Source organism: Amycolatopsis pittospori (assembly GCF_013870525.1).
Taxonomy (GTDB): Bacteria; Actinomycetota; Actinomycetes; order Mycobacteriales; family Pseudonocardiaceae; genus Amycolatopsis; species Amycolatopsis pittospori.
The window spans coordinates 24,243-49,531 of record NZ_JACBXD010000020.1 but is presented as its reverse complement, the minus strand read 5'-3'; the positions used below and the strand labels follow the sequence as shown (position 1 = coordinate 49,531).

The following is a 25,289-nucleotide window of genomic DNA, read 5'->3' as shown; positions in this document are numbered from 1 at the left end:
ACTCTCTCCCGACTACGCGGCACCACCACGTGCCGAGGGAGGCTGCTTTGCCGAAGAGAGCAATGAAGCTCGGGATCTCGCTGGCGATCGGCCTGCTGGTCGCCGCGGGGTGCGGCGTCGAAACCGTGCCGACCGGGCGGGTCACGCAGCCGAGCGGCACGGTGCTGACAACGCCGACGTCCACCAGCGGCTGGGCCCCGCCCACGACAGCGCCGACGACCACGGCCACACCGCAGGCCTTGGTTCCGCCGACTACGGCACCGGTCGAGGTTCCGACGTCGGTCAACGTCCCGACGCCGAAGCCGACACCGCGCCCGAAAGCGACGAGTGCGGCGAAAGCGCCGAATCCCGTGGACTGCGGCGGCGACTATTACCGCAACGCCGATGGCGACTGCGTGCACCGGCCGGCGACCGGTCCTGGAGCGGCCGACGGGGCGACGGCACTGTGCAAGGACGGTTCCTATAGCTACAGCCAGAATCGCCGCGGTACTTGCTCGGGACATGGTGGGGTTCGCACCTGGCTGTGATCCCGTCGGTCAACCATTCACTTGAGAGGATGGTGCTGTGTAAGGTCGGATCATGGGATCCGCATGGTGAATCCGGTCGACCGGGCACCTTCGCCCCGGCTTTTCGTCGTCGTGCTCGCCACCTGTGGCCTGGTGGCCTCGTTCATGCAGACGCTCGTCGTCCCGCTGATCCCGGCGTTCCCGCGGCTACTCGACGCTTCCCCTGCCGACGCGTCGTGGGTGGTCACGGTGACCCTGGTCGCCGGCGCCGTGGTGATGCCGGTGAGCGGCAGGCTCGGCGACCTGTACGGCAAACGCCGGTTGCTGCTGATCAGCCTGGGCTTCCTGGTCGCCGGTTCGGTGGTGTCCGCGCTGACGAGTTCGCTCGCGCTGATGGTCGTCGGCCGCGGGTTGCAGGGCTGCGCGATGGGCGCGATCCCGCTGGGCATCAGCATCATGCGCGACGAACTCCCGCCGGAACGCGTCGGTGCCGCGATCTCGGTGATGAGCTCGACGCTCGGCGTCGGCGGCGCGATCGGGCTGCCGGTGTCGGCGCTGGTCGCGCAGAACGCCGACTGGCACGTCCTCTTCTGGGCGTCGGCGGGGCTCGGACTGGTCTGCGGCCTGCTGATCCTGTTCGTCGTGCCGGAGTCGCCGGTGAAGACACCGGCGCCCTTCGACTACCTCGGCGCCGTGGGGCTGACGGCCGGACTGGTCTGCCTGCTGTTGCCGATCGTCAAGGGCAGCGAATGGGGCTGGGGCAGCGGCCGCACGCTCGGATTCGCCGGAGCGGCGGTGGCGATCCTGCTGATCTGGGGCGGCTACCAGCTGCGGCGTCGTGATCCGCTGGTGGACCTGCGGGTCTCCGCACGGCGTCCGGTGCTGTTCACCAACCTCGCGTCGATCATGATCGGCTTCGCGCTGTACTCGATGGCCTTGTCGTTCCCGCAGTTGCTGCAGGCGCCCGCGTCGACCGGCTACGGCCTCGGCCTGACGATGGTGCAGGCCGGACTCTGCCTGGCGCCGAACGGGCTGGTCATGTTCATGCTGTCACCGGTGTCGGCGCGCCTGATCACGCGTTACGGCCCGCGGACGACGCTCATGACCGGTGCCGTCACCATCGCGGCCGGGTACGCGTTCGCCACCGTGCTGATGGACAACGCCGTCGAGCTGATCATCGCGTCGATCATCATCGGCGGCGGTGTCGGTATCGCCTACGCGGCGATGCCCGCGCTGATCATGGGTTCGGTGCCGATCAGCGAAACCGCGTCCGCGAACGGCCTGAACTCGCTGATGCGGTCGGTCGGCACGTCGACGTCCAGCGCGGTCATGGCGACCATGCTCGCGTCGCTGGCGATCACCGTCGGCGGGGTCTCGGTCCCGTCCGCGGACGGGTTCCGGATGAGCTTCATCGTCGCCTCCGGTGCCGCCTTGTTGGGGCTCGTCCTGACCGCGATCGTCCCGAAGCAACGGCAGCCCGAACCCATGGCCGCCTCGGTCCACTAGCCCAGTGAGAGGAAGGCCCCTTCATCGCGAAATTCGCGATGAAGGGGCCTTTCATCTCAAGCCGCTCATCCCGAGCGCGTCAGAACAGCGTCGGCACGATCGCGTCGATGAGGTGCGGACCAGGCTCGGCCAACGCGCGCTGGAACTGCTCGGCCAGTTCCTCCGCGGTCGTCGCCCGTGATGCGGGAACGCCCATCCCTTCGGCGATCTTGACGAAGTCCATGTCCGGCCGCGAAAGGTCGAGCAGTTCGTTCGCTTTGGGACCGCTGGCGTCCGCCCCGACGCGCTGCAACTCCAGCCGCAGGATCGCGTACGCCCGGTTGTTCAGCAGAACCGTGGTGACGTTCAGGTTCTCCCTGGCCTGCGTCCACAGTGCCGAAATCGTGTACAGCGCACTGCCGTCGGACTGCAGGTTGATCACCGGCCGGTCCGGGGCGGCGACGGCCGCGCCGGTCGCGACGGGCATGCCATAACCGATCGCGCCGCCGGTCAGCGTCAGCACGTCGTGCCGCGGCGCCCCCGCGGTCGCCGCCGGCAGCAGCAGGCCGGAGGTGTTCGCCTCGTCCGCGATGATCGCGCGTTCGGGCAGCAGCGCGCCGATCACCTCGACCCAGTTCTGCGGTGTCAGCGGTCCGGACGGCAGTGCGGGCCGGGCCGCTTCCTGCAGGACCGGTTCCGTCTCCGCCGCGACGAGGTCCGCGACCTCGTTCAGCGCGCGGGGAACGTCCTGCCCGATGTCGGCCAGCACGTGGACCTGCGCGCCCTCGGGCACGAGGTTGCTCGCCTTGCCCGGGTACGCGAAGAACGACACGGGCGCCTTCGTCCCGGCGATGATCACGTGCTTGATCCCGTCGAGCTGGTAGGCGACCTGCTCGGCGAGGTAGCCCAGCCGCTCGATCGTCGGCAGGCCTTCTCCGCGCTCGAGCCGCGCGGGGAACGTCTCGACGAACGCCTTCACCCCGGTCGCGGCGGCGATCCGGCTGGTCGCGCGCAGCCCGGCTTCACGGCAGGCGCTACCGCCGACGAGGAGTGCGACCGGTTCGCCGCTGGTCAGGACGTCGGCGATGTCCTTCACCGTGGTCGCGTCGACGGCCTGCGGGATCCGCGGCGGGATGGGAGCGCAGGCCTCGCCGCCCTCACCCCAGGACGCGTCGGCCGGGAGGATCAGCGTCGCGATCCGCCCGGGGGAGTCCTGGGCGGCCGCGACCGCCGCGGCGGCGTCGGCACCGACGTCCTTCGTGTGCTCGGAGCGGCGGACCCAGCCTTCGAGCGAACCGGCGACGGCCTCGATGTCCGATTCGAGCGGGGCGTCGTACTGCTTGTGGTAGGTCGCGTGATCGCCGATCACGTTGACGATCGGGGTGTGCGCGCGGCGCGCGTTGTGCAGGTTCGCCAGCCCGTTCCCGAGGCCGGGGCCGAGGTGCAGCAGCGTGGCGGCCGGTTTGTCGGCGATCCGCGCGTACCCGTCCGCGGCGCCGGTGACCACGCCTTCGAACAGGCCGAGCACGCCGCGCATCTCGGGCACGGTGTCGAGCGCGGCCACGAAGTGCATCTCCGAGGTGCCCGGATTTGAAAAGCACACGTCCACGCCACTGTCGACGAGCGTGCGGATCAGGGACTGGGCGCCGTTCATCTCACTCACTTTTCAAGCCCTCTCAGCGGAAAAGAACGCCGGGGTTGAGGATCCCGGCCGGGTCGAAGCTTTCCTTGATCCGGCGCATCAGCGCGATCTTCGCCGGGTCCTCCAGGTCGAGGAAATACTCGGTTTTGGTCTGCCCGAGGCCGTGCTCGCCGGAGATCGCGCCGCCGAGTTCCATACCGAGCGCGAAGATGTCGGTCAGCAGTTTCTTGCGCTTCTCCGGGTCCTTGCAGAAGATGCCGAGGTGGACGTTGCCGTCGCCGGCGTGCCCGCAGCCGAGCGCGCCCGCTTCGCGCGAAAGCGCCATTTCCCTGGTCCGGCGCAGGAATTCCGGCATCGCGGCCCGCGGGACCACCACGTCGATGACGTCGTCCGCACCGACGGCCTTGGCCGTCCAGAACGCCTTCTCGCGAGCCTCGATGAGCTTGCGCGCGGAGCCGCCTTCGAGCACGTAGACGTCCATCGCGCCGAGATCGCCCAGCAGGCCGCCGAGCTCCTCGATGTCGGCATGCAGCCGATCGTTGTCGCGGTTCTCCAGCGCCACCACCAGATAAGCCTGCGCGGAGTCACGGATCTGGTCCGGGACGCCGAGGCTGAGCTTCTCGTTGTAGCTGATCGCGGCGAGGGTCAGGTTGTCGATGTACTCGACGATATGCGGCGCGAGGCCACTGGAGATGATCTTCGGGACGACGGTCATCACCTCGTCGAAGGTCTCGAACGGGGCGAGCACCGTCGCGCCGTGGGGCAGGCGCGGATACAGCTTCACGATGACCTCGGTCGCGATCGCGAGCGTGCCCTCGGAGCCGATGATCAGCTGGGTCAGGTCATAGCCGGTCGAGACCTTCGAGGTCTTGCCACCCGTCCGGATGATCTCGCCGGTCGGCAGCACCGCCTGCAGACCCACCACGTTGTGCCGGGTGACGCCGTACTTGACCGCGCGCATCCCGCCCGCGTTCGTCCCGACGTTGCCGCCGACACTCGCGCTCAACTCACCCGGATAAACCGTGTAGCCGAGCCCGGCGACGGCGGTCTTTTCGTCCAATTCGGACAGTGTGACGCCGGGCTGGACGACGGCGACGTGGTTCTCGGTGTCGATCTCCAGGACCGCGTTCATGCGCTCGAACGAGATCACCAAACCGTCTTCGCGAGGCCGTGCGGCGCCCGACAGCCCGGTGCCCGATCCTCGCGCGGTGACCGGAACGCCGTGCTCGCCCGCCGCTTTCAGCAGCTCCGCGACCTCCTCGGCGGTCCCCGGTTTCGCCAGGTAGGCGGGTGGCTGCGGGGCGGCCGTCAACGCCTCGTCGTGTGCGTAGTCCTCGGGGATCGCCTCGCCTGACAGCAGATTCGTGTCCCCGACGATCTCGGCGAACCGTGCCGCAACATCGCCCATCGACAAGCCCTTCCTCACGCGTCTTTGCCTGGTTACCGAAGCGTAGTACGTAGTGGGCGGCCGTGGCCATGAATCATTTTCATGTTCGCTGGTCACAACCTCGCGACAACCTCACTCGGTTACCCATGTCGCAGCGGGTCCTCCGACGGCCCGCCGGAAGGGGTGGACGCTCGATGGGATCAAGGATGAGACGGATCGCGACGCTGGTGGCGGCGCTCGCGGTGGCAGCAGGGCTCGCGGTACCGGCGGCCGAAGGCAGGGAAGCGGGCTGCACGGCGCCCGTCGTGAACGTCAGCGGCGTCAGCCAGGCCGAGGGAACGAGCGCCGGTTACACCACGTTTCTCTTCACCGTCTCCCTGGCCGACGGCGGTTGCGCGCCCCAGGGCTCGGTCGAGTACCGGACGATCGACGGGAACGGTTCGCCCGTCGATCCGGCGTTCGTGGCCAAGGAAGGCCCCGATTACGCGCCGGCCACCGGCACGCTGACCTGGGCAGGCAGGTCGGACACGCAGACCGTCCCGGTCAAGGTCCGCGCCGATTCCCTCGTCGAGAACGACGAGATGTTCTCCCTCCAGCTGTACGGCGAGAAGGGCGTCCGGATCGGTCACAGTGTCGGCGTCGCCTGGGTGGCCGACGACGACGCGGTCAAGACCTCACCGGCGATCACCACTCAGGAGGGCGAGATCTGCTGGTCGATGCCGCTCGGCTACGCGCAGGGCACGTCCTGCAAGGTGCCGGTCGTCCTCTCCCGGCCTTGGACGGGACCGCTCACCATCCGCTACCGCACCGAAGGCTCCGGCCACGTGCCCGTGAAGGACGGGGTCGTCACCATCCCGCGCGGTGAGACGCGGGGATACGCCGAATTCACGCCGCTCTCCGGTGAGGCGGGGAAGGCGCGGATCGAGTTCTTCCAGCCGTCGCAGGGGCGACTCGTCCACGCGACCTCGAATGTGGTGATCAGCCCCGGCCGGTGACCAGATCGGCGTCGGCCGTCGCGTTCGCCCGCCGGTAGAGCTCCACGGCTCTGGCCCAGTGGGCGGCCGCGGCGGCCGTGTCACCACAGCGCGCCTCGAGGTCGCCGAGGTCGCGGCGCAGGTGAGCCTCCTCGTAGGGATCCGGGACCCCGGCCCGGACCGCGAGACCGCGTTCGAGGTTCTCCCGCGCCGCGGCCAGGTCGCCGAGTCCCAGGCAGGCGCGGCCGAGCCGATCGAGCGCGGCGGCTTCGCTGTGCCGGTTCCCCACGTCCCGGCTGATCAGCAACGCCTGGTCGAAATCGGTGCGCGCGGCCGGGAAATCGCGCCGGGAAAGATGGACCTGGCCGGCGTGCAGCAGGGATTCCCATTCCTGCCACCGATCGCCGATCGCCCGTGACGCGGCCAGCGCCTTGCCTAGATGCTCCAGCGCGACGTCGTGATCGCCGAGTTCCTCGTAGGCCTCGCCGAGGGTGTCCAAGGTGGCGGCCTCCAGCCGGGCGTTGCCGAGCTCGCGGAACGTCGCCAGTGCCGCGGTCAGCGGGCCGAGTCCGTCCATCGCCTGACCGCGGCGGACGTAGGCATGACCGAGGTTCCGCTGCGACAGCGCCCGGCCGAGCCGGTTGCCCGCCGAGGTACACCGTTCCACCGCCAGCCGGTACGCGGTGATCGCCTCGTCGAACCGGCGCAGGGCGGCGTAGGCGTTCGCGGTGTTGTTGTAGATATGGCCCTCGCCTTCGAGATCACCCGCCGCGCGAGCGGCCTTCAGCGCGCGGGCATTGGTTTCGAGGGCGTCCGTAAGCCTGCGGGTCATGAAGTACGCGGCGCCCAGCGCACGCAGCATTTCCGCCTCCGCCAAGGGGTCGGCGAGTTCGGCGGCGGCCGCTGCGCCCTCGCGGCACAACCCGATCCGCTCGTTCCAGCCGCCCATGGTGTCGTAGAAACTGGTGAGCAGATAGGTGAGCTGCCAGGCGGCGGTGTTGCGCCCGTGCTCGCGAGCGAACCGCACCACGGGCAGCAGATTCGCGCGTTCGGCGCTCAGGAACGCCAGTGCCGCACGCCTTTCCGCCGGGAACGGCCGTTCGGGCGCGGGGTGGCGCAACGCCGGGGTGACCAGATCGCGGTTCGGGTCGATGATCCGGTTCGCCTCGGCGGCCACGTACAGGTACCAGTCGACGAGCCGGTCCGCCGCCTCTGCGCGGCTCGCCGTCGTTTCGTCCGCACGAGCACACGCGACGGCGAATTCACGGATCAGGTCGTGGAAGCGATGGCGATCCGCGCCGGCCGGGGTGATCAGATGCGCGGCGGACAGCGCGGCGACGGCGGCGCGGCCCGCTTCCGGCGGCACCCCGCACAACGCGGCGCCGAGAGCCGAGCTGAACGACGCTCCCGGGGTCAGCCCGGACAGTCGGAACAGCTGTGCGGACGCGGGGTCCAACGGGAGGTAGGCGCTCGCGAGCACGGTCCGGACGGTTCGTGAATCACCTTGTACGGCAAGGGTTTCCAACCGTCCGGCGCCGGTCAGCTCGCGGGTGAGCTCCGCGATCGGCCGTCCCGGCTCCCCGGTCAGGCGCGCGGCGGCGATCCGCAGTGCCAGCGGCATCCCGTCGCACAGCCTGGCCAGTCGCGCGGCCTGCGCGGGTTCGCGGGCGACCCGTTCGGTGCCCAGTACGCGGGTGAGCAGGGTCATCGACTCCGGATCGGCCAGCGCGTCGAGCGCGAGCACGTGGACGGCGTGCCTGCTGCCGAGCGCGGCCAGGGTCTGCCTGCTGGTCACGATCAGCATCGTCTTCGCCGTGCCGGGGACGAGCGGCAGGATCTGGTCGACGCCGCCGGCGTTGTCCGCGACGACCACACACCGTTTGCCGTGCAGGAGCGACCGGAAGAGCGCGGCACGTTCGGCCGTCGCGTCGGGCAGCCGATCGTCGGGCAACCCCAGACCGCGCAGCAGGTGGGCGAGCGCGTCACCCGGCGACAGTGCCTCATGCGGGTCGTGCCCGGCGAGGTCGAGGAACAGCTGGCCGTCGGGAAAGTGGTCGGCGATGCGATGTGCCCACTGCACGGCCAGCGCGGATTTCCCCATGCCCGCCGCGCCGGAGATCACGACGACCGGCCGCTCCGGTTCGTCGAGAAGCCGGTCCAGGGACGCGAGTTCCTGCTGCCGTCCGGTGAAATGCCCGACGCGGGCGGGAAGTTGCGCGGGTGCCGTGCCCGTCGTCGGCGCGTCCAGTTCGGGCGCGCGACGCAGGATCGACGTATGCAACGCGACCAGTTCCGGACCGGGGTCGACACCGAACTCGTCGGCCAGACCCCGCCGCACGGACTGGAAGGTTTCGAGTGCTTCGGCGTGCCTTCCGCAGCGATGCAGCGCGAGCATGTGCAATGCGGCGAGCCGTTCACGGTAGGGATGCTCGGCTCGCAGCCGAGGCAGTTCCCGGACGACCTGGTCGTGATCACCGAGCCGTAGCTCGGCGTCCCAGAGTTCTTCCCAAGCCGACAGTCGCAGTTCCTGGAGACGTTCGACCTCTCGGCGCCCCCAACCGTCCAGTTCGGCGTCCGCGAACGCTTCGCCGCGCCAGAGCCGCAACGCCTCACGCAAGGCCGTCACCGCTTGCCCCGGAGTGTCCCGCTGAGCGGCACGTAGCTCCTCTTCGAAGCGGAGCGCGTCGACAGAGGACGGTGCGACCGTGAGGACGTAGCCGGGTTTGCGGGTCAGCAACACCGGAGGGAAGCCGCAATCCTCGAGCGCCTGCCGGATCCTCGCGACGTGGCTGTGCAGGGTTTTCACCGCCGTACGAGGCGGATCCTCACCCCAGAGCACGTCGACCAGCCGGGGGATCGGCACGACCGTGCCCGCGTGCAGGGCGAGAACGCCGAGCACGGCTCGCTGGCGGGCGCCGTGGAACTCCGCCCGCCCGGTGGGGCCGATCGCTTCGACCGGGCCCAGCACCCGTAGTTCCCCTGGCCCGGGCACCCTGCTCCCTCCGGCTCGTGACCTCGGTGAGCGTATCCGGGCGAAGACCCTCCGAAATCGGCCGATCAGGGGCACACGATCCCGACAACCGCGCCACAACCGGAGTGATCGACGGTCGGTAGGTCGATTGTTCCGCCCAAGGAGGGGTACATGATCACCAGAAATCCGCGGCGCCGGAGAACCTTGATCGCGGCGGCGGCGCTGGCCGTCGCGACCTTGTTCGCGGGTGTCGCACCGGCGGTTCAGGCCGCGCCGGAGGGACGCAGCGACGTCTTCATCCGGGACAACACGTCCGACGTCGGGTTCGAGCCTTCGTCCGGCTCGCTCTACTCCAGTCCCGACATCCGCGTGTGCTTCTCGGCGACGATCCTGTGCGCCACCGACGATCCGATCGTCCAGGGCGGCAACGCCTACATCCACGTCACCCTGAACAACCCGGGCCCGTACGGGGACGGACTCGAGAAGGGAACGCTGCAGGTCTACTACACGAAGCAGGGCACTGTGGCGCAGTGGACGAGCCAATGGAACTACATCGGTTCGGCCACCAACGTGAGCGTCCCCTACGGCACCAAACGGGTCGTCATCCCGTGGAAGGTCCCGATCGGCTCGCACTTCTGCCTGCTGGCCCGGTGGCTCTCGCCGACCGACCTGCCGACGGAAGGCGTCAGCACCTCCGCCAACACGCGGAACAACAACAACATCGCCTGGCACAACGTGAACGCGGTCCCGTTCAAGATCAAGGTCCCGGTGATCCGGCCGATCGTGTTCGGCTGGCACGGCCCCGACCCCACGACGATCGGCGACATCGTCTTCACCCAGCCGGGCAAGCCGTTCACCGGCCCGGGCCGGATCACCATCGACCTCGGTGCCGACCTCGCCGCACGCTGGCGGGCAGGCGGCGCGAAGGGTGAGGGCATCGAACGGGTCGGTGAGACCGAACTGGCCATCGTGGATCCGCAGCGGGCCCGGATCAGCGGGCTGACGTTCAAGGCGGGCGAGCAGGTGCCCGCCCAGCTGAGCTTCACCGCCGGTGCCGAGGCGGCCGGCGGGCAGTACACCGTCAACGTGACCCAGGTCGATCAGCGCGGCGAAGAGGTCGGCGGCGTCGAATACCGTCTGGCCGCCGAGCGGCAGTAAGCCACGGAGGGGTGCCGGGCTCGTGGGCTGTGAGGGTGGGGAACCCTCACAGCCCACGGGCTTTTCACGCGCGTGCGAACGAAAGCGTCTCGCCCTCGACCCCTCGCAGCCAGAGGTCCTGCGCGGCTTCCGCCATTTCGGCCAGTCCCTCTTCGATCGTCGCGAACACGTTGCCGGGCACCCAGCCCGCGTCGCCGTTGATCAGCAGGTTGTTGCGGCCGTAGAAGATCGCGAGATCGGTCGCGCCCTGATCGCTGTGCGCCTCACTGTCGTCGTCGTAGCCGTACGCCGGGTTGCCGATCTCCCACGCCTCGAAGCCGAAGTACACGACATCACCCGGAATCGGGGTCACCGTGGGGTTTTCGCGGCCCGGCTTCGGTTCGGCGAAGGGCGGCACGAGGGTGTAGACCTCGTTGCGGGCGTACTTCGCGTGATAGGCGGAACCGCTCTGCGGCAACGCGTCCCACACCGCGCGGCAGGTCCGCGGGGCTTCGGCGTCGAGCAGCCTGGCCCGGCAGGACACCCCGCGTTTGTCGAGGGTGATCGTGATGTAGCGGGCCATCACTCGACCTCCGCCACGATGTCACCCCAGATCCGGAGCGCTTCGTCGACCTGTTCGGTGTTGACGATCAGCGGCGGAACCATCCGGACCACGTTCATGTACGCCCCGCAGGTCAGCAGCAGCAACCCGTTGGCGGACGCGGCCTTCTGCGCCGCCTGGGCCTTCGCCGTGTCCGGCTCGCCGTCCGGGGTGGTGAACTCGGAGCCGACCAGCAGCCCCAGCCCGCGGACGTCGCCGATCGACGGCGACTTGTCCGCGATCACCCGCACGCCTTCGAGCAACTGGCGTCCGCGTTCGGCGGCGTTCTCGACCAGGCCCTCCTGCTGGATCACCTCCAGCGTGGCGACGGCCGCCGCACAGGCCACCGCGTTGCCGCCGTAGGTCCCGCCCTGGGAACCGGGGAGCGCCTTCGCCATCAGTTCCTCCGACGCGGCGATGCCCGAGATCGGGAACCCGCTGGCGAGGCCCTTCGCGATGAGCACGATGTCCGGGCGCACCCCGAAGTGGTCGTGCCCCCAGAACTTGCCCGTCCGGCCGAAGCCGGTCTGGATCTCGTCCATCACCAGCAGGATCCCGTGCTTGTCCGCGCGTTCCCGAAGTCCGGCGAGGAACTCCGGGTTCGCCGGGACGTACCCGCCCTCACCGAGCACCGGTTCGATGAAGAACGCGGCCGTCTCGTTCGGCGCGCAGACCGTCGCGAACAGGTAGTCGAGCTCCCGCAGGGCGAACTTCGTCGCGGTCTCCTGGTCCCAGCCGTAGTGGAAGGCGTATGGGAACGGCGCGACGTGCACGCCGGACATGAGCGGCGAGATCCCGGCACTGAACCGGGTGCCCGAAGTCGTCATGGTCGCCGCCGCGACGGTCCGGCCGTGGAACCCGCCCTGGAAGACGATCACGTTGGGCCGCTTGGTCGCCTGACGGGACAGCCGGAGCGCCGCCTCGACGGCCTCGCTGCCCGAGTTCGAGTAGAAGAGGGAATCCAGACCTTCCGGCAGGACGCCGCCCAGCTTCTCGGTCAGCTCCAGCATCGGCTTGTGCATGACCGTCGTGTACTGCCCGTGGATGAGCTTGCCGATCTGCTCCCGCGCGGCGCTCACCACGTGCGGGTGACAGTGCCCGGTGCTGGTCACGCCGATCCCGGCGGTGAAATCCAGGTGACGTTTGCCATCGGTGTCGTAGAGGTAAACCCCTTCACCGTGGTCGACCACGACCGGCGTTGCCTGCTTGAGCAGCGGTGATAGCTGGGCCATGGGCTGCGCTCCTAGGTCGGCTGAGCTGTTGTCGATTGTTGACAATATCCATAGCATGGCGTTCGGGACAACATGGAGGAGCGTTGGGATGAGCTCGATCAGTGAGGCCGGCGTAGTCGCGGCGGTCGACAAGGAACTGTTCATCGGCGGCAAGTGGGTGCCCGCCGCGAACGGGAAGACCTTCCCCGTTCTCGACCCCTCGACGGGTGAAGCCCTGTGCGAGGTGGCCGACGCGTCACCGGCGGACGGCGTCAGCGCGCTGGACGCCGCTGTGGCCGCACAGGCCGACTGGGCGACCGTCGCCCCACGCGAACGCGGCGAGATCCTGCGCCGCGCCTACGAGCTGCTCATCAAGCGCGCCGACGAACTGGCGTTGCTGATGACCCTCGAAATGGGCAAGCCTCTCGCCGAGTCGAAAGGCGAGATCACCTATGCGGCCGAGTTCTTCCGCTGGTTCGCGGAGGAAGCCGTCCGGATCGACGGCGGCTTCGCCGTCGCGCCCAACGGCACCGGCCGGTTCCTGGTGACGAAGCAGCCCGTCGGGCCGTGCCTGCTCATCACGCCGTGGAACTTCCCCATGGCGATGGGCACCCGCAAGATCGGTCCCGCGGTCGCGGCCGGCTGCACGATGGTCATCAAACCCGCTGCCCAGACTCCCCTTTCGATGCTGGCCCTCGCGGCGATCCTCGCCGAAGCGGGACTGCCGGAAGGTGTGCTGAACGTGCTCACGACGTCGGACTCCGGCGGTGTGATGGAACCCCTCATCCGTGACGGCCGTGCCCGCAAGCTCTCCTTCACGGGCTCCACCGGTGTCGGACGGAAGCTGCTGGAGCAGTGCGCGGACAAGGTGCTCCGTACCTCGATGGAGCTCGGCGGCAACGCTCCCTTCCTGGTCTTCGAAGACGCCGACCTCGACGCCGCCGTCGAAGGCGCGATGACCGCGAAGATGCGCAACATCGGCGAGGCATGTACGGCCGCCAACCGCTTCTACGTCCAGCGAGGCATCGTCGACGAGTTCTCCCGTCGCCTGACCCAGCGCATGGAGGCCCTGCCGATGGGGCGAGGCACCGAGGAGGGGGTCGTCGTCGGCCCACTCATCGACGAAGCCGCGGTGGAGAAGGTCAGCGGCCTGGTCGCCGACGCCACCGAGCGAGGAGCGCGCGTCCTCACCGGAGGGTCGACCGTGGACGGTCCGGGCAACTTCTATCAGGCCACGGTGCTCACCGACGTCCCGAAGGAAGCCAGGCTCGCGTCGGAAGAGATCTTCGGGCCGGTCGCCCCGATCACCGCGTTCGACACCGAGGACGAGGCCATCGCGGCGGCGAACGACACCGAATTCGGGCTCGTGTCCTATGTGTACACCTCCGATCTCAAGCGGGCGCTACGGGTTTCGGAACGGCTGGAAGCCGGCATGATCGGCCTCAACCAGGGACTGGTCTCGAACCCGGCGGCACCGTTCGGCGGGATCAAGCAGTCCGGCCTCGGTCGTGAAGGCGGCACCGTCGGCATCGACGAGTTCCTCGAGACCAAGTACATCGCGGTGGCTCTGTGAGTTCGTATCGGATCGCCTCCATCCCCGGTGACGGGATCGGTGTCGACGTCACGGTCGAGGCCCGCAAGGTCCTCGACCGGGCGGCGGCGTCGCATGGCTTCTCCTTGTCCTGGACGGAGTTCGACTGGAGCTGTGAGCGGTACACCAAGACCGGCTCGATGATGCCGGACGACGGGATCGAGCAGCTGTCCCGTTTCGACGGGATCTTCCTCGGTGCCGTCGGCTTTCCCGGTGTGCCGGACCATGTCTCGCTGTGGGGCCTCCTCATCCCGGTGCGGCGCGCGTTCTCTCAGTACGTCAACCTTCGGCCGGTCCGGCTGCTGCCGGGGACCACCTCGGCGCTGGCCGGCCGGAGCGCCGAAGAACTGGAGATGGTGATCGTCCGCGAGAACTCCGAGGGCGAGTACTCGGAGATCGGCGGCCGTCACAATCGTGGCCATAAGAACGAGTTCGTCTTACAGGAATCCGTGTTCACACGAGTCGGGGTCGAGCGGATCATCCGTTATGCCTTCGACCTGGCGGAGACACGGACGGGACGGGTCTGCTCGGCGACGAAGTCCAATGGGCTCATCCACTCGATGCCGTTCTGGGACGAGATCTTCTTCGAAATCGCCGCGGACTATCCGGACGTGCAGGCCGAACAGTGCCACGTCGACGCGCTCGCCGCGCGGATGGTCCAGGCGCCGGACCGGCTCGACGTCGTGGTCGGGTCGAATCTCTTCGGTGACATCCTGAGCGACCTGGCGGCGGCCGTGACGGGCGGGCTCGGAATGGCGCCTTCGGGCAATATCAATCCTCCTGGTGAATTCCCTTCGATGTTCGAGGCGGTGCACGGCAGTGCTCCCGACATCGCCGGGCAGGGCATCGCGAATCCGGTGGCGCAGATCCTGGCGGGTGCGATGATGCTCGACCATCTGGGAGAAACCGTTGCGGCACAAAGTGTTCACGCTGCGGTGGAAAGGGTTCTCGCGGAAGGGGCGGTGCTGACCCCGGATCTCGGCGGTAAGTCCACCACCGCCGAACTCGGGTCCGCGGTGGTCGCCGCTCTATCATGAACCATCGGCCCAGAGGTGTGTCAAGTCCGTGATGTCATGAATGGTCCATTCATGACTTCGGCGAAGGCCGTGAGTGTTTCAGGTCGTCAGAACGACCTGAAACACTCACGCCCGCCTGGCCTTATCAGCCGTGCGTGTTGCGAAAGCTCCCTTCGCAACGCCGCTTGCCCATGGGAACGCATCGTGGTGCGTGGGTCATCGAGTGGCGATAGGTAGGCAAGGTGAAGGCCTTGCCGAAGTACATGAAGGCCCCTTCGCTACCTTCAGAGTAGGCAAGGAGGCTTTCATCGACTACTCGTCGATACAGTCCGAATCGCCACTCGCGAGCCCTCGCGGAACGTGCTCGTGAAAACGAATTTTTCTTGCCCTCAAAGGAGAAGATCCGGTCCTTGAGCGGACGGCGGACTTTCTTGTCGGTGCCTCGGTGCACAGTGTCGATCATCGGAGTCGACGACTGGAGGAGCACCGATGTGCTGGCATTGCGACAACCCTGGGAAGACCTGCGACGACTACCTCGTCGAGGAGGTCCGCCCGCTGATCCGGCAACACGGCTGGATGGTGCAGACCGTCGAGGCCGAAGGCGCCCATCCCGCCTTCGCCTACACGGTCGGGCTCACCGATGCGGGTATGCCGGAACTGGTCGTCACCGGTCTCCGGGAGCGAAGATCCGGGCAGTTGCTGAATTTCTTCGCTCAACAGGTGGTCCGGTCGGGAGAGCCGCGACCGGGTGAGGTGCTGCCGGCGGCGGTGGGGTGGCCCGCGCTCGAGGTCGTCCCGCTCGGTGCGCCGTCGGCGCATCTGCTCACCGCGGTCCTCATGTACGGCGAAGATTTCCGTGCCCTGCAACTGGTCTACGAGGACGAGCACGGGAATTGGCCGTGGGACAGGGAATTCCGCGGCGGAACCGGCGGGCAGCCGGTGCTGGGAGCGCGGATCCGTGGCTGACTCCCTAAGGCACGGCGGGAGCTTCGCCCTCTCGCAGGCTGGTCCCCGGGGCCAGTCGCTGGACGGCGTCCTCCATATGGGCTTCCAGCAGCGAAAGCGCGGTTTCCTCGTCACCCTCCCGCAGGGCCTCGATGATCCTGGTGTGTTCGGTGACCCGCTCTTCGACCCGCTGGTAGGTCCCCTGCAGCGCGGTGAGGCACATGCGGGTCTCGATGAGCAGGGTCCGTGCCATGCGCACGAGGCGTTTGCTGCCGGAGGCGGCGATCAGCGCTTCGTGGAACCGGAGGTCCGCCCAGGAGAGCGCGGTCGGATCGTCGTCGTCGGCGGCGACGGCCATGGCGCCAACGGCCTCTTCGAGGACGGCGGCGACCTTCTCCCGGTCACCGCGCAGCGCTCGCAGCATCGCGGCACGCTCGATGGCCGAGCGCGCCGAATAGATGTCGTAGACGTCGCCGGGTTCGAGGTCGATCACGAACAGGCCGCGGTGGCGTTCGCTGCGAAGGAGCCCTTCGGAGACGAGGTGCTGCATCGCCTCTCGCAGAGGCCCCCGCGAGACTTGGAACCGGGACGCCAGGTCGGTTTCACCGAGCTGGGTGCCGGGAGGAAGAGCGCCGGTCATGATCGCGTCGCGCAACTGGCGCGCGATGATCCCGGCGGTCGACTCCCGGCTGACCGGCTCGATATCCGGCAAGGACATGGTTCAGTTGCCTCTCTGCCCGAACAGCGCGCCCAGGGTGCGGACGAGCGGGGATTTCCCGGTGAGTCGCAGGCCCTCCCAGACGGTGACCTGGTTGGCGGTCAGCACCGGTTTGCCCAGACGGGTCTCGAGCGTGTTGATCTCGCCGAGCGTCCGCATGGCGGTGTCCGGGACGAGCAGCGCGTCGGCATCGGCGTGGTCGCGGCTCACCGCGAGCGCGATGACGGCCTCCGGGCTGAGTTCGCCGACCTCGGCGGCGGTGTCGATGTCCGCGCTGCCCATCGAGACCACTTCGATCCCGCCCGCGCCGAGGAACTCGACGAACAGGCGGGCGACGTCGTCCGGGTAGCTGGCGGCGACCGCGACCCGCCGGACGCCGAGCGCCTGCGCGGCGTTGACGAAGGCGAAGGAGGTGCTCGAAGCGGGGACGCCGGCGACGGCGGCCAGCCGGTCGGCCTGGTGGCGGGCGCCTTCCCAGCCGTAGACGAAGCTGCCGCTGGTGCACGCCCACACCACCGCGTCCGGTTCGTGCTTGGCCAGCAGCGCGGCGCCGTCGGCGAGCCGGGCTTCACTGCCCAGGTCCAGGAGTTCGGGCACGGCGTGCAGGTCGGTGCCGTAGATGTGCTCGACCGGCAGCTTGATCCCGGCCAGGTCCCCGCCGAGGAGCTGCTCCGCGAGCGGGTAGTCGTCCTCGGCGGCGTGGTCGGGGTAGATGAACCCGATCGTGGTCGTCTCGGACGGCGGCTCGGGCGGGGTGAGCGAGATGGACACGGGACCTCCGGAGGCAGATTGTCGACAATCGTAGGGGAGGGGGTCAAGCGACCTCGCGGAGCCACTTGCCGGGGCCGACGATCGGGAGGTTCATCCGCCGCAGGCAGGCCCACATCGTGAGCTGGTTCGCGGTGAGGACGGGTTTGCCGAGCGCCGTTTCGAGCGGCTCGATCAGATCGTAGGTGGGGAGGTTGGTGCAGCTGACGAAGATGGCCTCCGCGTCGGCGTGGTCGGCGGCGAGGATGCGTTCGGCGATGGTCCGGTAGCTGACCTTCCAGATGCCGCCGCCCAGCCCGAGGTGGTCGCTCGACACGGTGTGGACGCCGAGTTCGGTCAGGAATTCGTGCAGCTTCCCGGTCAGGTCGGCGTCGTAGGGCGTCAGCACCGAGACCCGGTGGAGGTCGAGCTGGTGCAGGACCTCGGCCAGGGCGCCGGAGGTGGTGACGGCGTCCGGCGCGCCCGCGTCGCAGATCGCCTTGGTCAAGGAGCGTTCGTAGTCCACCCCGTTGACGAAACTGCCGGAGGTGCACAGGTAGGCGACGACTTCGGGCTCCACGTGGAGTACGTCCCTCGTGGCGGTGGCGAGGTGTCTGCTGTCGCTGACGAGCTGGGCCATCTCCATGCTGACGGGTACGGGTTCGTACGGCGTCCGTGCCAGATGGAGGGAGACCTCCATCGGCACCCATCGCCAGAGCTCGCGTTCCAGGGCGAGGTCGAACGGAGCGATGACGCCGATGCCGCGCTGCGCCAACGGCCCTTCGAACTCCAGTAAGTCGAAATCCAAGTCTCAGCCTCCGGAAAACTTCTGCTGCCACAGTCCGGTGCTCCGGGGGTCGTTCCTCGGATTGTTGACAATCATACGAGCCACTTTTACGGTGTCAACGTGATCGCCTCGGAGACCCCTGTGCTGGCGGTGCTCTGCGGAGACGCACGCCCACCGGATATGCGCGCTATCGAAGCCGGAGCGGTGGTTCGTTACACCGACGAGGCGGGGTTGGCCGATGCGTTATCCGGTGCCGACGCGCTCTTCGTCTACGACTTCCTCTCCACCGCCGTTCCGGGTGCCTGGCACGCGGCTGATCGGCTGCGTTGGCTGCACATCGCCAGCGCGGGTGTCGACCCCGTGCTCTTCCCCGGACTCCAGAACAGCGACGTCGTGCTCACCAACTCGCGTGGGGTGTTCGACGGCGCGATCGCCGAGTACGTGCTCGGTGTCGTCCTCACGTTCGCCAAGGATTTCGTCCGTTCGTGGGACCTGCAGCGGCAGAAGCAGTGGAAGCATCGGGAGAGTGAACGGATCGCCGGTCGCCGGGTGCTCGTGGTCGGCACCGGGCCGATCGGCCGGTCGATCGCGCGGATGCTGCGGGCCGCCGGGATGTCGGTGGCCGGTGTCGGGCGCCGTTCCCGCGAGGACGATCCCGACTTCGGGGACGTGTACGCCTCCTCGGACCTGGCTCGGCATCTTCCCGAAGCGGACTACGTCGTCGCGGTCGCGCCGCTGACCGAGCAGACAAAGGGCATGTTCGACGCCGAGACCTTCGCCGCGATGAAGCCAGGCTCGCGGTTCGTCAACGTCGGCCGCGGCGAACTCGTGGTGACCTCCGACCTCGTCGCGGCGCTGCGGGACGGGCCGGTCGGCGGTGCGGCGCTCGACGTCTTCGACACCGAGCCCCTGCCGACGGATAGTCCTTTGTGGACGATGGAGAACGTGCTGATCTCTCCGCATATGTCGGGCGACTTCATCGGCTGGCGTAATACTCTGGTAGAGGTGTTCGCGGACAACTTCCGTCGCTGGCGCGCGGGGGAGCCGCTGCGCAACGTCGTGGACAAGCAGCTCGGGTACGTGCCGTCGGAGACGCTTCGCCAAGGTTAGGGGCCGGATGAACGACACCAAGTTGACCGCCAGCGAGCTGGTCGCCGCGTATGCCACCGGGGAGTTGTCACCGGTCGAGGCCACCCAGAACGCGTTGCGTGCCATCGAGGAACGCGACGGCGATGTCAACGCCTACTGCCTGGTCGACGCCGATCGCGCGATGGAGCAGGCGAAGGCGTCGGAAATCCGTTGGCGGGACGGCAATCCGATCGGCTGGCTCGACGGTGTCCCGGCTTCGATCAAGGACATGTTCCTCACCCAGGGCTGGCCGACGTTGCGCGGTTCGCGCTGTATCGACCCCTCGCAGCCGTGGGAGGTCGACAGCCCGGTCACCGCTCGGCTGCGGGAAAACGGCCTGGTGCTGTTGGGAAAGACCACGACGCCGGAGCTCGCCTGGAAGGGCGTCACCGACAACACGCTGACCGGGATCACCCGCAATCCGCACGATCTGTCGACGACGGCGGGCGGTTCCAGCGGCGGTAGCGCGGCGGCCGTCGCGGCCGGGATGGGTGAACTGTCCGTCGGCACCGACGGTGGCGGTTCGATCCGGATTCCGGCTTCGTTCTGTGGAATCGTCGGGCTCAAGCCGACGCACGGCCGGATCCCCCTGTTCCCGGCGAGCCCGTTCGGGCCGCTGTCGCACGCCGGCCCGATGGCGCGTTCGGTGGACGACACCGCGCTGCTCCTCGACGTTCTCGCGATGCCCGACTACCGCGACCCCGCCGCGCTCGCTCCGCCTGTCGCGACCTACCGCGAAGCCGTCCGTCGCGACGTACGCGGCCTCATCGCCGCCTACTCGCCGACGCTCGGCTACGTCGACGTCGACCCGGAGGTCGCGGCGATCGTCAAGTCCGCGGTCCAGTCGCTCGGCGACGCGGGCCTGCACATCGAAGAGACGGACCCCGGATTCGCCGACCCCAAGGCCGCCTTCGACGTGCTCTGGTCGACGGGCGCGGCCAAGTGGCTGGACACCTTCCCCGCCGGTTCGGACGAGCTGGTCGACCCCGGGCTGCGGAAGGTGTGGGAGTTCGGAAAGACCTTCTCCGCGAGCGACTACCTCGGCGCGAACGCCGAACGCGCCGCGCTGGGCATCCTGATGGGCGAGTTCCACACGCGCTACGACGTGCTGATCACGCCGACCATCCCGATCCCGGCCTTCGAAGCCGGGCACGAAGTGCCGCCGGGCAGCGGGCTGAGCGGCTGGCCGGACTGGACGCCGTTCACCTACCCGTTCAACATGACCCAGCAGCCGGCCATCAGCATCCCGGCGGGGCGCACGTCCAGCGGGCTCCCGGTCGGCCTGCAGATCGTCGGCCCCAGGCACTCCGACGACCTGGTCCTCGCCGTCGCCAAGCTCCTCGAAGAGGTCCGTCCCTGGCCGTGACCTGCGGAAAGATAGCAAGGGACCTTTGCTATCACTTTCGGGTCAGGCGGTTGGTGCGGCGGCGTGGGTCTTGCGGACCAGGCCCCGCACCTCACGGCTGCACAGCGCGAGCAAGGTGGTCGCCACGACCAGCACGGCGCACGCGGTCAAGGTGGCGCTGGTGCCGAAGTGCTGGGCGAGCGGTCCCGCCGCCATCTGCCCGAGCGGTAGGGCGATGAAGGAACCGAGCATGTCGTAGGAGTAGACGCGCGCGAGTTTGTCCTCCGGCACGTTCTCCTGCAGCGACACGTCCCATGCCACGACGAACTGCTCGATCGCCAGGCCGGAGACGAACATCGCCGCGAGCAGCAGCGGTAGCCAGGGCGCGTGGCCGAGGAGGAGCAGCGGAGGCGCTTCGAGCACGATCACCGCGACTCCGACGAACAGTGCCCGCCGCGGTTGCCATCGTGCGACGAGGATGCCGCCGACCAGTGAGCCGATCGTCTGCGCCGCGAGGGCGAATCCCCAGCCGGAGCGCCCGAAGGTGCCGTCGGCTACGAGGGGGCCCAGTACCGCGATCCCTCCGGCGATAACGGCGTTCACCACCATGAACTGGACGACGACGACCCACACCCACGTCCGCGAACGGAACTCGCGCCAGCCTTCGGCCAGTTCCGCCAGGGGACGGCTCGCGGTGGCGCGTTCCCGGCGGTCCAGGCGGATACGCCGGTAGGACAGGGCGGATCCCAGGAACAGCAACGCGTTCCCGCCGAGTGCCCAGCCGGGGCCGACGGCGGACACGAGGATGCCGCCGAGTCCGGCACCGGCGATCCGGCCGGTGTTCGACAGTAGCCGGACGAGTGCGTTGGCCTGTGTCAGCAGGGTGGCGGGCACCGTCAGCGGGGTGATCGACGCCGCCGCGGGCAGGGAGATCGCGGACACCGCGCCGTTCACGACACTCAGCCCGACCAGCAACGGGATCGACGCGAATCCACAGAGGACGCTCGCCGCGATGGTCGCCTGGGTCAACGTCGCCGCGAGCTCGGTGCCCTGCAGGATCACCGAACGCGGCAGGCGGTCCGCGAGGACGCCGCCGAACAGCAAGAGCAGCACACTCGCCACCGACCGGGCGCCGACGACGATGCCGATGTCCACCGCCGAGCCGGTCAGGTCGATCACCGCGAACGCCAGGGCGAGCGGCGCCACCGCGTTGCCGAACTCCCCGAACGTCCGGCCGGCCGCGAGCCAGCGGAAACTGTGATGGCGCAGGGGTGCGCGCAGTGTCGTCACGGCTTCGTCATCTCGAACAACGAGACGGTCGCGTTGACCGGGATCGTGCCGCGGGTGCGGGGTGGTCGCGCGGCCTCGTGCAGGATTCTGCTCAGTTCCCGCGCGTGCCCGAGCGCCTTTTCCCAGGTCTCGCGGTCGACCCACATCTCCGCGTCGGTCGTCGACCCGCGTTTGCCGACGGCGCGGAATTCGCTGCGGCGCTTGAGTTCTTCCGCCATCGTCGCGACGAGAAGCTGCTCTTCGCCCGGATTCTTCGAGCTGAACCGCATCCCGGACTCCGGATCGTGCCGGTACCGTTTCGCCATCCCGCCGCGGATCCGGACCTCTTCGGCGACGTCCAGCAGCCCGGCTTCGTGCAGCCGCCGCAGGTGATAGCTGACATTCGCGTGTGTCTCACCGAGTTCGCGTGCGGCCTCGGCCGCACTCATCGCGACACCGGTCAAAAGAGACAGAATGCGCAGCCGCACCGGATGGGCGAGGACGCGAAGTCCGTCGAGGTCGGGAGATTCGGGCATGCGGCCGAGTATCGACTGCCGGGACGGCAACCGTCAAACAGTTATTTGGGGGTTTCGTTGGCCGGGAGATCCGGTGCAATGGTCCGATGTCTGTGCTGTGCTGGAGGTATGCGTACGACGACATTGGGCAGGAGCGGTCTCGAGGTGTCGAGGATCGCCTTCGGCACCTGGCAGCTCGGCGGGGACTGGGGTTCGTTCGACGAGGACGCGGCGATCGCCGCCATCCACCACGCGCGTGAGCTCGGGGTCGATTTCTTCGACACCGCACAGGCCTACGGGTTCGGCAAGTCCGAGGCGATGCTCGGGAAGGCGCTGCGCGAGGAACTCAAGCGCGACCGCGACGACCTGGTCATCTCCACGAAAGGCGGCATCAACCCGCGTTCCGGCCGGCCTCGCGATTCCCGGCGCGAGTGGTTGACGCGCGGGATCGAAGACAGTCTTCGCTTCCTCGACGTCGACCACATCGACCTCTACCAGATCCACTGGCCCGATTCCGACGCGCCGGCCGAGGAGACCGCGGGGATCCTGCAGGAGTTCGTCGACGCCGGGAAGATCAGGCATGTCGGTGTCTCCAACTACAGTGCCGCCCAGCTCGCCGACTTCGACAAGACCCGCCCGGTCGAAACACTGCAGCCGCCGTACCACTTGTTCCGGCGGCACATCGAGACCGATCCGCTGCCGTACGCGCGGGAGAACGACATCGGTGTGCTCGTGTACAGCCCGCTGGGCAGCGGGCTGCTGACCGGTTCCTTCACACCCGAGACGAGGTTCGAGAAGACCGACTGGCGTTCGCGGTCTTCGGCGTTCACCGGCGAGAACTTCCACCGCAATCTCGCGATCGTCGACAGGCTCAAGGATTTCGCTGGAGACAAGGGGATCTCCGTCAGCCAGCTCGCGATCGCGTGGACGCTCGCGCAGCCGGGCGTCGACGTCGCGATCGTGGGGGCACGCAAGGCGGCCAACATCGAAGCGAGCCTCGCGGCGGCCGACATCGACCTGACCGCGGCCGACCTCGCCGAGATCGACAGCCTCACCGCCGACGCCGTCCCCGTTGCCGGCGCCAGCCCCGAAGGCGTCGCCTAGAGCTTGAATTCGGTTCCGTCCAAAGGAAGCCAGGCGCCGCCGTCCAGTACGGCGGCGTGCTCGGGCGACGCCGGATCGACGACCGGGTTCGTGTTGTTCAGATGCGTGTAGGCCCAACGCGGGCCAGGCCGGATCTTCGCGAGACTGCCGGTGATCGGTAGGTGTCCCATCGCCAGTTGCGCCCCATCCCCGACCTCGGCCGCCGTCGCACCCGACATCTCGTCCGGCGCGTGGAAGGTTCCGTCCAGGAGGACCAGATCCGCGCCTTCGGTCAACGAGTCGAATCCGGCCGGCCAGCTCTTGAGGCACGGCGCATACACGAGGACACCGCCGGTCTGGACGTCCTCGATCCGGTAGGCCACCACCCAGGGACCGTCCTCAGTGGACGAACGCGCGTACTTCGGCCGCTTGTCGCTCACCGGGAGCGTGCTCACCCGAAGCCCGTCGATCTCGATCTCCGACACCGGGAGCCAGTCCCAGCCGCCGTAGCCGTCGATGATCGACCGCGCCGGGAACTGCTCCGAAAGCGCGTGCAGCACCGCGTCCGGAGCCCACACCGGGAGCCCGCCGGCCTCGCGCAGCAGGAGCAGGCCGAGTGAGTGGTCGAGCTCGGCGTCGGTGAGCAGCACCCCGCGCAGCGGGATCTCCCTCGGTCCGGGGCCGGCCCGGAGTGCCGGCGTGGCCAGGATCTGCGCGCGGATGTCAGGGGAGACGTTGAGCAGGTACCAGCTCTCGCCGTCGACGCTTACCGCGACGCAGTCCTGAGTGCGCGGAGGAGCGTCCGAAGTGCACAGCGCGCAGGCACAGTTCCATTGCGGGAAGCCACCTCCCGCGGCGGTGCCGAGCAGGATCACCCTCATCGCGGCGCCCGCATCACGAGTTCGTCCGTCCGGGGCGGCGTGGCGAGGATGAGGTCGACGACGTCGCGTTGCGGCGAACGTGAGCACACCGGGTCCGTCGCCGCGGCGTCGCCGGTGAGCTGGAACGCCTGGCAGCGGCAGCCGCCGAAGTCGACCGAGCGCCGATCGCAGGTGCGGCAGGTGTCCGACATCCAGTCCTCGCCGCGATAGGCGTTGAAGGACGAGGATTCGTACCAGATCCGGGCCAGCGGTTTGTCCCGGACGTTGTCGAATTCCAGTGTCTCGATCGCTGTCGACGCCGGACACGGCAGCACGTTCCCGTCGGGCGCCACGGTCAATTGCCGCGCGCCCCAGCCGTACATGCACGGCTTCGGGTACGGCTCGTAATAGTCGGCGACGACGTAGATGATCTCCATGCGACCACGCAGCCGTTCGGTGGCGGCGCGGACGATCGGCTCGGCGTCGGTCAGTTGCTCCCGGGTCGGCATCAGGGCGTCGCGATTCCGCAAGGCCCAGCCGTAGTACTGCGTATTGGCCAGTTCGAGCCGGTCCGCGCCCATTTTCTCGGCCAGGTCGATGATCCCGGCCAGCTGGTCGTGGTTTTGCCGATGCAGGACGACGTTCACCGAAAGCGGCAGGCCGGCCTTCCTGATCAGGTCCGCGACGACGAGTTTCCGGTCGTGTGCCCGCGCACCGGCCAGCCGGTCCGCGCGCTGTGCCGTCGCGCCTTGGACGGACAGCTGGATGTGCGCGATACCGCGTTCGATCAGATCGTCCAATCTGGACTCGGTCAGCCCGAGTCCGGACGTCACCAGGTTGACGTAGCACCCCAGTTTCGTCGCGTGTTCGACCAGGAGTGGCAGATCCGGCCGGGCGAGTGGTTCGCCGCCGGACATGTGCACTTGGAGGACGCCCAGCTCTCGTGCTTGCGACAGCACGGAAAACCATTCCTCTGTGGACAGTTCACCGTCCCGGGTGACCAGCTCGACCGGGTTCGAGCAGTACGGGCAGTGCAGCGGGCAGCGATGCGTCAGCTCGGCCAGCATCCCGAGCGGCGGGGCCGCGGTGGAGGTGTTCAGGTCCATTCGACGATCCGCCGATCTCCCAGCCGGGACAGGACGTCCAAGATCTCTTCCTCGCGTACTCCGGCATAACGGTGACGCAAGGCCGAAGCGATCGCCGCGACATCCGCGGCACCATCGCAGAGCTTGAGCACGGCGGCGGCCGTCGGATTCGGGACGAGCACGCCTTCGGGGAACAGCAGGACATGCGTTTCCCGGGTCTGGTCGTAGCTCAGCCGGACGCCGCGCCGTAGCCGTGGCACGGATCCGGTGGTGATGGTGGCCATCG

The 25,289-nt window shown here is 68.5% G+C and carries 23 protein-coding genes; 10 read left to right on the top strand and 13 right to left on the bottom strand.

What is annotated here, in order from left to right; translation table 11 throughout:
* Positions 1-47 precede the first annotated feature (47 nt).
* Positions 48-527: a DUF3761 domain-containing protein gene (locus H5J31_RS14005; RefSeq protein ID WP_236005054.1), complete on the top strand. Its 480-nt coding sequence runs from the start codon at positions 48-50 to the stop codon at positions 525-527.
* A 63-nt stretch (positions 528-590) separates the two neighbouring features.
* Positions 591-2,012: an MFS transporter gene (locus H5J31_RS14000; protein ID WP_181772977.1), complete on the top strand. Its 1,422-nt coding sequence runs from the start codon at positions 591-593 to the stop codon at positions 2,010-2,012.
* A 79-nt stretch (positions 2,013-2,091) separates the two neighbouring features.
* Here H5J31_RS14000 and H5J31_RS13995 read toward each other — a convergent pair whose 3' ends face one another.
* Both H5J31_RS13995 and H5J31_RS13990 read right to left on the bottom strand, forming a co-directional pair.
* The gene (locus H5J31_RS13995) at positions 2,092-3,645 is read right to left on the bottom strand and encodes an acetolactate synthase large subunit (RefSeq protein ID WP_181772976.1); all 1,554 of its coding nucleotides are present in this window, start codon (positions 3,643-3,645) and stop codon (positions 2,092-2,094) included.
* Positions 3,646-3,667: 22 nt separating this feature from the next.
* Complete coding sequence (locus tag H5J31_RS13990; protein ID WP_181772975.1) at positions 3,668-5,041, bottom strand: FAD-binding oxidoreductase; 1,374 nt, start codon at positions 5,039-5,041, stop codon at positions 3,668-3,670.
* A gap of 185 nt (positions 5,042-5,226) precedes the next feature.
* On the opposite strand from H5J31_RS13990, the gene H5J31_RS13985 reads away from it, so the two are divergent.
* Positions 5,227-6,015 (top strand): Calx-beta domain-containing protein, encoded by a 789-nt coding sequence (locus H5J31_RS13985; RefSeq protein WP_181772974.1) that lies wholly within the window; start codon positions 5,227-5,229, stop codon positions 6,013-6,015.
* Here the strand turns inward: H5J31_RS13985 and H5J31_RS13980 are convergent.
* Positions 5,999-8,986 (bottom strand): BTAD domain-containing putative transcriptional regulator, encoded by a 2,988-nt coding sequence (locus tag H5J31_RS13980; protein WP_456237048.1) that lies wholly within the window; start codon positions 8,984-8,986, stop codon positions 5,999-6,001. The two genes, H5J31_RS13985 and H5J31_RS13980, sit on opposite strands and share 17 nt — an antisense overlap.
* Positions 8,987-9,136: 150 nt before the next feature.
* Here H5J31_RS13980 and H5J31_RS13975 point away from each other — a divergent pair, with 150 nt between their 5' ends.
* A complete protein-coding gene (locus H5J31_RS13975; protein WP_181772973.1) occupies positions 9,137-10,123 on the top strand; it encodes a hypothetical protein in 987 nt (328 codons plus the stop codon).
* A gap of 64 nt (positions 10,124-10,187) precedes the next feature.
* Here the strand turns inward: H5J31_RS13975 and H5J31_RS13970 are convergent, their stop codons facing one another.
* Both H5J31_RS13970 and H5J31_RS13965 read right to left on the bottom strand, forming a co-directional pair.
* Positions 10,188-10,685, bottom strand: a complete 498-nt coding sequence (locus H5J31_RS13970; RefSeq protein ID WP_076159963.1) for a DUF3830 family protein — start codon at positions 10,683-10,685, stop codon at positions 10,188-10,190.
* A complete protein-coding gene (locus H5J31_RS13965; RefSeq protein ID WP_181772972.1) occupies positions 10,685-11,935 on the bottom strand; it encodes an aspartate aminotransferase family protein in 1,251 nt (416 codons plus the stop codon). The genes H5J31_RS13970 and H5J31_RS13965 overlap by 1 nt, the downstream gene beginning before the upstream one ends.
* Positions 11,936-12,023: 88 nt before the next feature.
* Between H5J31_RS13965 and H5J31_RS13960 the strand changes: the two genes are divergently transcribed.
* From H5J31_RS13960 to H5J31_RS13950, 3 genes are all read left to right on the top strand, one after another.
* Complete coding sequence (locus tag H5J31_RS13960; RefSeq protein WP_181772971.1) at positions 12,024-13,487, top strand: NAD-dependent succinate-semialdehyde dehydrogenase; 1,464 nt, start codon at positions 12,024-12,026, stop codon at positions 13,485-13,487.
* On the top strand, positions 13,484-14,542 hold the full coding sequence (locus H5J31_RS13955; RefSeq protein WP_181772970.1) for a tartrate dehydrogenase: 1,059 nt from the start codon (positions 13,484-13,486) through the stop codon (positions 14,540-14,542). The genes H5J31_RS13960 and H5J31_RS13955 overlap by 4 nt, the downstream gene beginning before the upstream one ends.
* Before the next feature lie 468 nt (positions 14,543-15,010).
* Positions 15,011-15,487 (top strand): DUF4262 domain-containing protein, encoded by a 477-nt coding sequence (locus H5J31_RS13950; protein WP_181772969.1) that lies wholly within the window; start codon positions 15,011-15,013, stop codon positions 15,485-15,487.
* 4 nt (positions 15,488-15,491) lie between these two features.
* On the opposite strand, the gene H5J31_RS13945 is transcribed toward H5J31_RS13950, so the two are convergent.
* Genes H5J31_RS13945 through H5J31_RS13935 form a run of 3 tightly spaced genes read right to left on the bottom strand, consistent with a single transcriptional unit; the run spans position 15,492 to position 17,739 of the window.
* Positions 15,492-16,184, bottom strand: a complete 693-nt coding sequence (locus H5J31_RS13945; protein ID WP_181772968.1) for a GntR family transcriptional regulator — start codon at positions 16,182-16,184, stop codon at positions 15,492-15,494.
* 3 nt (positions 16,185-16,187) lie between these two features.
* Positions 16,188-16,955, bottom strand: coding sequence for a maleate cis-trans isomerase family protein (locus H5J31_RS13940; protein WP_328701479.1), 768 nt, complete (start codon positions 16,953-16,955; stop codon positions 16,188-16,190).
* Between the two features lie 43 nt (positions 16,956-16,998).
* On the bottom strand, positions 16,999-17,739 hold the full coding sequence (locus H5J31_RS13935) for a maleate cis-trans isomerase family protein (protein WP_181772967.1): 741 nt from the start codon (positions 17,737-17,739) through the stop codon (positions 16,999-17,001).
* Positions 17,740-17,838: 99 nt separating this feature from the next.
* On the opposite strand from H5J31_RS13935, the gene H5J31_RS13930 reads away from it, so the two are divergent.
* On the top strand, positions 17,839-18,828 hold the full coding sequence (locus H5J31_RS13930; RefSeq protein ID WP_181772966.1) for a D-2-hydroxyacid dehydrogenase: 990 nt from the start codon (positions 17,839-17,841) through the stop codon (positions 18,826-18,828).
* A gap of 7 nt (positions 18,829-18,835) precedes the next feature.
* A complete protein-coding gene (locus H5J31_RS13925; RefSeq protein WP_181772965.1) occupies positions 18,836-20,212 on the top strand; it encodes an amidase in 1,377 nt (458 codons plus the stop codon).
* Between the two features lie 42 nt (positions 20,213-20,254).
* Here H5J31_RS13925 and H5J31_RS13920 read toward each other — a convergent pair whose 3' ends face one another.
* Both H5J31_RS13920 and H5J31_RS13915 read right to left on the bottom strand, forming a co-directional pair.
* A complete protein-coding gene (locus H5J31_RS13920) occupies positions 20,255-21,481 on the bottom strand; it encodes an MFS transporter (RefSeq protein ID WP_181772964.1) in 1,227 nt (408 codons plus the stop codon).
* On the bottom strand, positions 21,478-21,996 hold the full coding sequence (locus H5J31_RS13915; protein WP_181772963.1) for an ArsR/SmtB family transcription factor: 519 nt from the start codon (positions 21,994-21,996) through the stop codon (positions 21,478-21,480). Before H5J31_RS13915 ends, H5J31_RS13920 begins: the two co-directional genes overlap by 4 nt.
* A 108-nt stretch (positions 21,997-22,104) precedes the next feature.
* Between H5J31_RS13915 and H5J31_RS13910 the strand changes: the two genes are divergently transcribed.
* The gene (locus H5J31_RS13910) at positions 22,105-23,079 is read left to right on the top strand and encodes an aldo/keto reductase (RefSeq protein ID WP_181772962.1); all 975 of its coding nucleotides are present in this window, start codon (positions 22,105-22,107) and stop codon (positions 23,077-23,079) included.
* On the opposite strand, the gene pqqB is transcribed toward H5J31_RS13910, so the two are convergent.
* The 3 genes from pqqB to pqqD are packed head-to-tail and all read right to left on the bottom strand — an operon-like array spanning position 23,076 to position 25,287.
* Positions 23,076-23,939 (bottom strand): pyrroloquinoline quinone biosynthesis protein PqqB, encoded by an 864-nt coding sequence (gene pqqB / locus H5J31_RS13905; protein WP_181772961.1) that lies wholly within the window; start codon positions 23,937-23,939, stop codon positions 23,076-23,078. The genes H5J31_RS13910 and pqqB overlap by 4 nt on opposite strands.
* Positions 23,936-25,024, bottom strand: coding sequence for a pyrroloquinoline quinone biosynthesis protein PqqE (gene pqqE, locus H5J31_RS13900; protein WP_181772960.1), 1,089 nt, complete (start codon positions 25,022-25,024; stop codon positions 23,936-23,938). The genes pqqB and pqqE overlap by 4 nt, the downstream gene beginning before the upstream one ends.
* The gene (pqqD, locus tag H5J31_RS13895; RefSeq protein WP_181772959.1) at positions 25,015-25,287 is read right to left on the bottom strand and encodes a pyrroloquinoline quinone biosynthesis peptide chaperone PqqD; all 273 of its coding nucleotides are present in this window, start codon (positions 25,285-25,287) and stop codon (positions 25,015-25,017) included. Before pqqD ends, pqqE begins: the two co-directional genes overlap by 10 nt.
* Between the last annotated feature and the right edge of the window lie 2 nt (positions 25,288-25,289).

Coding starts and splice junctions, on each gene's coding strand:
- H5J31_RS14000 (WP_181772977.1), top strand. CDS start 591: ATGGTGAATCCGGTCGACCGGGCACCTTCGCCCCGGCTTTTCGTCGTC.
- H5J31_RS13995 (WP_181772976.1), bottom strand. CDS start 3,645: ATGAACGGCGCCCAGTCCCTGATCCGCACGCTCGTCGACAGTGGCGTG.
- H5J31_RS13990 (WP_181772975.1), bottom strand. CDS start 5,041: ATGGGCGATGTTGCGGCACGGTTCGCCGAGATCGTCGGGGACACGAAT.
- H5J31_RS13985 (WP_181772974.1), top strand. CDS start 5,227: ATGAGACGGATCGCGACGCTGGTGGCGGCGCTCGCGGTGGCAGCAGGG.
- H5J31_RS13975 (WP_181772973.1), top strand. CDS start 9,137: ATGATCACCAGAAATCCGCGGCGCCGGAGAACCTTGATCGCGGCGGCG.
- H5J31_RS13970 (WP_076159963.1), bottom strand. CDS start 10,685: ATGGCCCGCTACATCACGATCACCCTCGACAAACGCGGGGTGTCCTGC.
- H5J31_RS13965 (WP_181772972.1), bottom strand. CDS start 11,935: ATGGCCCAGCTATCACCGCTGCTCAAGCAGGCAACGCCGGTCGTGGTC.
- H5J31_RS13960 (WP_181772971.1), top strand. CDS start 12,024: ATGAGCTCGATCAGTGAGGCCGGCGTAGTCGCGGCGGTCGACAAGGAA.
- H5J31_RS13950 (WP_181772969.1), top strand. CDS start 15,011: ATGTGCTGGCATTGCGACAACCCTGGGAAGACCTGCGACGACTACCTC.
- H5J31_RS13945 (WP_181772968.1), bottom strand. CDS start 16,184: ATGTCCTTGCCGGATATCGAGCCGGTCAGCCGGGAGTCGACCGCCGGG.
- H5J31_RS13925 (WP_181772965.1), top strand. CDS start 18,836: ATGAACGACACCAAGTTGACCGCCAGCGAGCTGGTCGCCGCGTATGCC.
- H5J31_RS13915 (WP_181772963.1), bottom strand. CDS start 21,996: ATGCCCGAATCTCCCGACCTCGACGGACTTCGCGTCCTCGCCCATCCG.
- H5J31_RS13910 (WP_181772962.1), top strand. CDS start 22,105: ATGCGTACGACGACATTGGGCAGGAGCGGTCTCGAGGTGTCGAGGATC.
- pqqB (WP_181772961.1), bottom strand. CDS start 23,939: ATGAGGGTGATCCTGCTCGGCACCGCCGCGGGAGGTGGCTTCCCGCAA.
- pqqE (WP_181772960.1), bottom strand. CDS start 25,024: ATGGACCTGAACACCTCCACCGCGGCCCCGCCGCTCGGGATGCTGGCC.
- pqqD (WP_181772959.1), bottom strand. CDS start 25,287: ATGGCCACCATCACCACCGGATCCGTGCCACGGCTACGGCGCGGCGTC.